The organism is Streptococcus sp. 339 (assembly GCF_013277285.1).
GTDB lineage: Bacteria > Bacillota > Bacilli > Lactobacillales > Streptococcaceae > Streptococcus > Streptococcus pseudopneumoniae.
Genome location: NZ_VMMR01000100.1, coordinates 1 through 7,049 on the forward strand (window position 1 = coordinate 1; position 7,049 = coordinate 7,049).

The window sequence follows — 7,049 nt, forward strand, 5'->3', positions numbered from 1 at the left end:
TAAACGAGATTAAAGAACAGCGAAATCCCTTGTCGCGCAAGGGGGTAGCTGCCCTTTTGTATTTTTTAAGTGATAAAGTCGGGATTATAGCACGCCAAGGTCAGAAAAAAACTATCTCGTGAAAAAAAGATCCGTTGGGGTCTTAATTCGCATTCTTGTTTCCAAGCTCATGAAAAAGAGGTCCCCCTGACCTCAACTCGCTCTTTCATTTCAAGGCTCGTGAAAAAAAGACCCAACCGGGTCTGAAAAAGAGGTCCACCCGGACCTCTTTTTTAATCTTCGTTTACGAAAGGCATCAAAGCCATTACGCGAGCGCGTTTGATAGCTGTTGTTACTTTACGTTGGTTTTTAGCTGAAGTTCCTGTTACACGACGAGGAAGGATTTTCCCACGTTCTGAAACGAAACGGCTAAGAAGCTCAGTATCTTTGTAATCAACATATTCAATTTTGTTTGCTGCGATGTAATCAACTTTTTTACGGCGTTTGAATCCGCCACGACGTTGTTGAGCCATGTTTTTTCTCCTTTATAATTTTAGTTGTCCATTAGAATGGTAAATCATCATCTGAAATATCCAATGGATTTGTTGTTCCAAATGGATTTTCATCACGTGAAAAGTCTGGTACTGAATTTGTAGGCGCTGAATAGTTTGCAGTTGGTGCAGAGTAAGCTCCACCTGTATGACCTTCACGCACACTACGGCTTTCTAACATTTGGAAATTCTCAGCCACGACCTCTGTCACGTAGATACGTTGTCCTTGCTGGTTATCGTAACTACGAGTCTGGATACGGCCTGTCACCCCGATAAGTGAGCCTTTTTTAGCCCAATTAGCAAGGTTCTCAGCCTGTTGACGCCACATAACGACATTGATAAAATCAGCCTCACGTTCGCCATTTTGACTCTTAAATGTACGGTTTACTGCAAGAGTAAAAGTCGCAACTGCTACATTTGATGGGGTATAACGCAACTCAGCGTCACGTGTCATGCGCCCTACAAGTACAACATTGTTAATCATAGTTTACCTTCTTACGCGTCAATTTTGACGATCATGTGACGAAGAATGTCAGCGTTAATTTTTGAAAGACGGTCAAACTCTTTAAGAGCTGCATCGTCGTTTGCTTCAACGTTAACGATGTGGTAAAGTCCTTCACGGAAATCTTTGATTTCGTATGCAAGACGGCGTTTTTCCCAAGATTTTGATTCAACAACAGTTGCACCGTTGTCAGTCAAAATAGAGTCAAAACGTGCTACCAAAGCGTTTTTAGCTTCTTCTTCAATGTTTGGACGAATGATATAAAGAATTTCGTATTTAGCCATTGATATGTTCCTCCTTTTGGTCTAATGACCCCAAGACTTTGCAAGGGGTAAGTGAGGTTCGCTCACAATAAACTATTATACTAGAAAAAATTTTTTTACGCAAGTAAAAACTCTGGAATTCGAAAAAACGCCACATGGGCGTTTTCCTATTCTTACGGTTTAATACGGTGCAACATACGTGGGAATGGAATGGCTTCACGGATATGTTTTGTTCCTGCTGCGAAGGTTACCATACGCTCGATACCGATACCAAATCCACCGTGTGGAACTGTACCGTATTTACGAAGGTCAAGGTAGAATTCATACTCTGTACGATCCATGCCAAGTTCATCCATCTTAGCGACAAGGGCATCGTAGTCTTCCTCACGCATAGACCCACCGATAATTTCTCCATAGCCTTCTGGAGCAAGCAAGTCTGCACAAAGCACGCGCTCTGGATTTCCAGGAACTGGTTTCATATAGAAGGCCTTGATGGCTGCTGGGTAGTTCATGACAAAAGTTGGCACACCAAAGTGGTTTGAAATCCAAGTTTCATGTGGTGAACCAAAGTCATCACCATGCTCAAGATGTTCGTAGTCAGCGTCTTCATCATTTTCATGCTCCTGCAAGAGGTCAATGGCTTGATCGTAAGTGATACGTTTGAATGGCTCTGCAATATAGCGTTTCAAGAGTTCTGTATCACGTTCCAAGGTTTCCAAGGCTTGAGGCGCACGGTTAAGAACACCTTGTAGAAGAGCTTTTACATAAGCTTCTTGCAAGTCAAGTGACTCATCGTGTGTCAAGTATGAGTACTCTGCGTCCATCATCCAGAACTCAGTCAAGTGACGGCGCGTTTTTGATTTTTCAGCACGGAATACTGGACCAAAGTCAAAGACACGACCAAGAGCCATAGCGCCTGCTTCTAGGTAAAGCTGACCTGATTGGCTCAAGTAGGCTGGCGTTCCAAAGTAATCTGTTTCAAAGAGTTCTGTTGAATCTTCTGCCGCATTTCCTGAAAGAATTGGGCTATCAAATTTCATGAAACCGTTCTTGTCAAAGAACTCATATGTTGCATAGATGATAGCGTTACGGATTTGCATCACCGCTACTTGCTTACGAGAGCGAAGCCACAAGTGACGGTTGTCCATCAAGAAGTCTGTACCATGTTCTTTTGGTGTGATTGGGTAGTCTTGAGATTCACCGATCACTTCGATGTCTGTGATGTCCAACTCATAGCCAAATTTAGAACGTTCGTCCTCTTTGACAATACCTGTCACATAGACAGACGTTTCTTGGCTCAAGCGTTTGATAACATCAAACTTCTCAAGTCCTACTTCTTCACCAAATTTTTCGACAAAGTTTGGTTTAAAGGCTACACCTTGAAAGAAGGCTGTTCCATCACGCAATTGCAAGAAGGCGATTTTCCCTTTTCCTGATTTGTTGGCAACCCAAGCGCCAATCGTCACTTCCTGACCAACATAGTCTTTTACATCAATAATCGTTACACGTTTTGTCATTATTTTTCCTTTTTCTTTTTTATTCTTTATGGCAAACCACTTCTATATTGTTCCCATCTGGGTCAATCACAAAAGCAGCGTAGTAAATCGGATGCTCACTGCGATAACCAGGAGCCCCATTGTCTCGCCCACCTGCCTCTAAACCAGCCTCATAACAAGCCTGAACTTCTTCCTTATTTTCTGCTAAAAAAGCAAAGTGAATAGGATCTTGTGTCCCCTGAGCCAGCCAAAAATCACCACCAGGATGAGGGCTGTTCGGGGCAAGAAAACTGATTAGAGAACTAGTCTTAAAAGCCAATTTATAGCCCAAAGGAGCGAGAAAACTCTTATAAAATCCTTCTGAAATTTGTAAATCCTTTACCTTAATCTCAAAATGATCAATCATTCTCACTACCCATAAATGCTTTCAAGCGTTTAACTGCTTCTTTAAGCGTGTCTAGGTCTGTCGCATAGCTGAGGCGGACATTTTCTGGTGCTCCGAATCCTGCTCCTGTTACCAAGGCCACTTCGGCTTCTTCTAGGATAGCGGTTGTAAAATCTGTCACATCTGTATAGCCTTTCATCTCCATAGCTTTTTTGACATTTGGGAAGAGATAGAAAGCTCCTTGCGGTTTGAGCACTTCAAATCCTGGCACCTCAGCAAGAAGGGGATAGATGGTATTGAGACGTTCCTCAAAAGCCTGACGCATGCTTTCTACAGTATCTTGCTCACCTGATAGAGCCTCAACTGCTGCATACTGGGCTACTGCTGACGGATTCGAAGTTGTTTGACCTGCAATCTTGGACATGGCAGCAATAATGTTTGCTTCTCCAACGGCATAGCCAATCCGCCAACCTGTCATGGCATAGATTTTAGACACACCATTGATGACCACTGTTTGCTTGCGAATTGCCTCAGATAGGCTAGAAATCGGTGTGAACTCATGACCATTATAGACCAAGCGCCCATAGATATCATCTGCTAGAATGAGAATATCCTTTTCTACAGCCCAGTTTCCGATTGCCAAGAGTTCCTCACGGGTGTAAATCATACCTGTCGGATTGGATGGCGAATTCAGCACCAAAACCTTGGTCTTGTCTGTGCGAGCTGCTTCTAACTGCTCTACGGTCACCTTAAAGTGATTATCTTCCTTAGCAGGAACAAAGACTGGCACACCTTCTGCCATCTTGACCTGGTCTCCATAGCTTACCCAGTAGGGGGTTGGGATGATAACTTCATCACCTGGATTGACCACAGCCATAAAGAAGGTATAGAGAGAATATTTGGCTCCAGCAGCGACTGTCACTTGATTTGGCGCTACAGAATAGCCGTAAAAGCGTTCAAAGTAAGTATTGACCGCTGCCTTGAGCTCTGGCAGGCCTGAGGTTACTGTATAAAAAGAAGCACGCCCATCTCGAATCGATGCAATGGCGGCATCTTGGATATTTTTTGGAGTAGTGAAATCTGGCTCACCCAAGGTTAGAGACAGGATATCTCTTCCCTCAGACTTGAGTGCTTTGGCACGAGCTCCAGCAGCCAAGGTCACACTTTCTTCCATTTCTAAAACACGGTTGGATAGTTTCATAGGCCCTCCTTATTGACCAATACTCCTGTTTCAAAATCTACTAGATAAAAATCAGAGCCTGACTTGACTTCCCAGATTGGTTTGTCTTGATAACGGCCAAAGGTAATCTTGTCAATCTCGCCAGCTCCTTTTTCCTTCGAAACAGCTTCTGCTTTTTCTTGTGAAACACCTTGATTTAGCTGATAAACGTAAATCTTGTGGTCATCTTTTCCAATCAGGACAGCAAGTGCTTCTTGTTTTTTATTACGGCCAAGAACGCTATAATAGGATTCCAAGCCATTGTATAAGTCAACCTGATCAGCCTGCTCTAATCCTGCATACTGCTGAGCTAATTTTTCTCCTTCACTTTTAGCTGTTTGATAAGGTTTCATACTCAGAAACACTAGATACAGAAAGGAAGCACTGATAACCACAAACAAAATCGTCATCCCTAGACCATACTGCCACAGTAGATTATTTTTTACTTTGTTTTGTCTTTTTTTCACTCGTCTATTTTACCATCTATTGGGCTTTATTACAAGTGAATGCAAGAACAATCGCACTTTATTTCTTCCTTCAAACAAAACCGATTTTGAAAGTGAAACAGTTCTTACTTTTTCAGTCACAAATGACTAGAGTTTCCGAAATTTTACAATTTTCAAATAAACTCTGAGCAAATTTCTTGCAAGTTGTTTTGCTTTGTTGTAATATATTTTATAACAACGAGAAAATTCTCGTAAATTTAAGAAAAAGGAGACACATCATGTCTAAACAAGTATTATTTATCGTCGGATCACTACGCCAAGGTTCTTTCAACCACCAAATGGCCCTCGAAGCTGAGAAAGCACTTGCTGGTAAAGCAGAAGTTAGCTATCTTGATTATTCAGCTATCCCTCTCTTCAGCCAAGATTTGGAAGTTCCAACTCATCCAGCTGTATCTGCTGCTCGTGAAGCAGTTCTCGTTGCGGATGCTATCTGGATTTTCTCTCCAGTCTACAACTTCTCTATCCCTGGTACAGTGAAAAACTTGCTTGACTGGCTATCTCGTGCCCTTGACTTGTCTGATACACGTGGCGTTTCTGCCCTTCAAGACAAGTTTGTCACAGTATCATCTGTAGCCAATGCAGGGCACGATCAACTTTTCGCTATCTACAAAGACCTCTTGCCATTTATCCGTACACAAGGCGTTGGTGATTTCACTGCTGCACGTGTTAATGACTCTGCTTGGGCAGACGGAAAATTGGTTCTTGAAGAAACAGTCCTAAGCTCACTTGAAAAACAAGCGGAAGACTTGGTCAATGCTATCAAGTAACTAATATAATAAAAGCGAACAAGACTACTTTTCTGACACTCAGAAGACTAGCTTGTTCGCTTTTTTTCATTTATAAACTAAAATAGCTGATGATACATATTGCCAAATACAAAATATCTGATTTCTATACTTCCTTAACAAAAACCAATTCCTGTGGCTGGGACAGATCTTCTCGGTAGGTAAATCCTGCAAAGCTTAAGCGACGAGCTTCCTCCACCGTCTGTACTTGATTTTCTATCAGGGCTGTCAGGAAGGCACCACGCGCTTTCTTGGAAATGGTTGAGTGAATTTTCAGCTGACCGCCTCTATCCTCCATAAATTTGAAGATCACCATTTTTTCTCTGATTTCCTTAGAAAATACCGTCTCAAACTCGGACGACAAGAGGGAGAAAATCACTTCTTCCTGCTTCACAGCTTCATCATAGGCTGCCTTCCAATGACTCTTTAAAGTCTTACCAGCGACTTTTAACTTCATCAAAAAGTCCAAACGGTGAGGGGCCATAGATGACAAGGCTGGAACGACACCGTACAAAGCCGAAGTAATAAAGACATGATTTTCAAGATAGGCTTGTTCCGCCTCGGTCAACTTATCTCGCTTGATATGGCGGTACATAAGCCCATCAAAAAGTTTAAGAGCTGGGTAGTGTTGAGCAGTTTGCCTTTTCAAAGCTTGGATATTTTGACATTCTTCCGCAGCCTTCTCGGCTGATACCTTATAAAAACTCTCCAATTGACTAGCAGAATAGAGGGCCAAGGCATCCAGCACGGCCTGACTTTCTGGTATTAAAGGTGTTGCCTCGATACTCGGCAAGTCTGTGTTCATTTCTTTTGCTGTAGGGATTAAAATTTTCATATTGATAGTGTAGCATATTTTTTAGCCACAACCAAGAAATTCATCTGATACTCAATGAAAATCANNAGCCGCAGGTTGCTCAAAGTACAGCTTTGAGGTTGCAGATAAAGCTGACGCGGTTTGAAGAGATTTTCGAAGAGTATGAAAAACCTCGGTTTGACCGAGGCTTCTCTATTTATTTGGGCCATCCTAACCAGATAGCCACGAGAACAAGGGCTGCGCCAGCTAAACTTGTTAAGATAGATAAGAATTTATCTTTTTTCTCCTTGAACTGAGAAAAACCTATCTTCAAAGCGAGCAGTCCAAGTAGCATTGAAGCAAGCATCAAATAAAAACCCATTTCTTTGTCCTCCATTAGTCTTAATTTATTTTATTATAACATATATTTCTTAAATAAACCTTTTTTATACTCAATGAAAATCAGAGAACAAACTAGGAAACTAGCCGCAGGTTGCTCAAAGCACAGCTTTGAGGTTGCAGATAAAGTTGACGTGGTTTGAAGAGATTTTCGCAGAGTATTACTGTACT

10 protein-coding genes are annotated in these 7,049 nt (G+C 42.0%); 1 reads left to right on the forward strand and 9 read right to left on the reverse strand.

Going from position 1 to position 7,049, the window contains the following annotated elements; translation table 11 throughout:
- Positions 1 to 272: 272 nt before the first annotated feature.
- The 7 genes from rpsR to HT736_RS10265 form a co-directional block, all read right to left on the reverse strand.
- Positions 273 to 512 (reverse strand): 30S ribosomal protein S18, encoded by a 240-nt coding sequence (gene rpsR, locus HT736_RS10235; RefSeq protein ID WP_000068664.1) that lies wholly within the window; start codon positions 510 to 512, stop codon positions 273 to 275.
- A 31-nt stretch (positions 513 to 543) separates the two neighbouring features.
- Positions 544 to 1,014 carry a single-stranded DNA-binding protein SsbA gene (gene ssbA, locus HT736_RS10240; protein ID WP_000609599.1) on the reverse strand — a complete coding sequence of 157 codons (471 nt, stop codon included), beginning with the start codon at positions 1,012 to 1,014 and terminating at the stop codon, positions 544 to 546.
- Positions 1,015 to 1,025: 11 nt separating this feature from the next.
- On the reverse strand, positions 1,026 to 1,316 hold the full coding sequence (rpsF, locus tag HT736_RS10245; RefSeq protein ID WP_001151777.1) for a 30S ribosomal protein S6: 291 nt from the start codon (positions 1,314 to 1,316) through the stop codon (positions 1,026 to 1,028).
- Positions 1,317 to 1,468: 152 nt separating this feature from the next.
- Positions 1,469 to 2,815: an asparagine--tRNA ligase gene (gene asnS, locus HT736_RS10250; RefSeq protein ID WP_162199250.1), complete on the reverse strand. Its 1,347-nt coding sequence runs from the start codon at positions 2,813 to 2,815 to the stop codon at positions 1,469 to 1,471.
- 16 nt (positions 2,816 to 2,831) lie between these two features.
- Positions 2,832 to 3,197, reverse strand: coding sequence for a VOC family protein (locus tag HT736_RS10255; RefSeq protein WP_023937609.1), 366 nt, complete (start codon positions 3,195 to 3,197; stop codon positions 2,832 to 2,834).
- A complete protein-coding gene (locus HT736_RS10260) occupies positions 3,190 to 4,377 on the reverse strand; it encodes a pyridoxal phosphate-dependent aminotransferase (RefSeq protein WP_000777796.1) in 1,188 nt (395 codons plus the stop codon). The genes HT736_RS10255 and HT736_RS10260 overlap by 8 nt, the downstream gene beginning before the upstream one ends.
- Positions 4,374 to 4,862 (reverse strand): DUF5590 domain-containing protein, encoded by a 489-nt coding sequence (locus tag HT736_RS10265; RefSeq protein WP_050261734.1) that lies wholly within the window; start codon positions 4,860 to 4,862, stop codon positions 4,374 to 4,376. Before HT736_RS10265 ends, HT736_RS10260 begins: the two co-directional genes overlap by 4 nt.
- A gap of 257 nt (positions 4,863 to 5,119) precedes the next feature.
- Between HT736_RS10265 and HT736_RS10270 the strand changes: the two genes are divergently transcribed.
- Positions 5,120 to 5,668 carry an NADPH-dependent FMN reductase gene (locus HT736_RS10270; RefSeq protein ID WP_172931015.1) on the forward strand — a complete coding sequence of 183 codons (549 nt, stop codon included), beginning with the start codon at positions 5,120 to 5,122 and terminating at the stop codon, positions 5,666 to 5,668.
- Positions 5,669 to 5,792: 124 nt separating this feature from the next.
- On the opposite strand, the gene yaaA is transcribed toward HT736_RS10270, so the two are convergent.
- On the reverse strand, positions 5,793 to 6,521 hold the full coding sequence (gene yaaA, locus HT736_RS10275; RefSeq protein WP_023933180.1) for a peroxide stress protein YaaA: 729 nt from the start codon (positions 6,519 to 6,521) through the stop codon (positions 5,793 to 5,795).
- 175 nt (positions 6,522 to 6,696) lie between these two features.
- On the reverse strand, positions 6,697 to 6,861 hold the full coding sequence (locus HT736_RS10280) for a YczI family protein (RefSeq protein WP_000508264.1): 165 nt from the start codon (positions 6,859 to 6,861) through the stop codon (positions 6,697 to 6,699).
- Positions 6,862 to 7,049 lie beyond the last annotated feature (188 nt).

What these genes read in the sequence shown, in the direction of transcription:
- rpsR (WP_000068664.1), bottom strand. Translation starts at nt 512, where the DNA reads ATGGCTCAACAACGTCGTGGCGGATTCAAACGCCGTAAAAAAGTTGAT.
- ssbA (WP_000609599.1), bottom strand. Translation starts at nt 1,014, where the DNA reads ATGATTAACAATGTTGTACTTGTAGGGCGCATGACACGTGACGCTGAG.
- rpsF (WP_001151777.1), bottom strand. Translation starts at nt 1,316, where the DNA reads ATGGCTAAATACGAAATTCTTTATATCATTCGTCCAAACATTGAAGAA.
- HT736_RS10255 (WP_023937609.1), bottom strand. Translation starts at nt 3,197, where the DNA reads ATGATTGATCATTTTGAGATTAAGGTAAAGGATTTACAAATTTCAGAA.
- HT736_RS10260 (WP_000777796.1), bottom strand. Translation starts at nt 4,377, where the DNA reads ATGAAACTATCCAACCGTGTTTTAGAAATGGAAGAAAGTGTGACCTTG.
- HT736_RS10270 (WP_172931015.1), top strand. Translation starts at nt 5,120, where the DNA reads ATGTCTAAACAAGTATTATTTATCGTCGGATCACTACGCCAAGGTTCT.
- yaaA (WP_023933180.1), bottom strand. Translation starts at nt 6,521, where the DNA reads ATGAAAATTTTAATCCCTACAGCAAAAGAAATGAACACAGACTTGCCG.
- HT736_RS10280 (WP_000508264.1), bottom strand. Translation starts at nt 6,861, where the DNA reads ATGGGTTTTTATTTGATGCTTGCTTCAATGCTACTTGGACTGCTCGCT.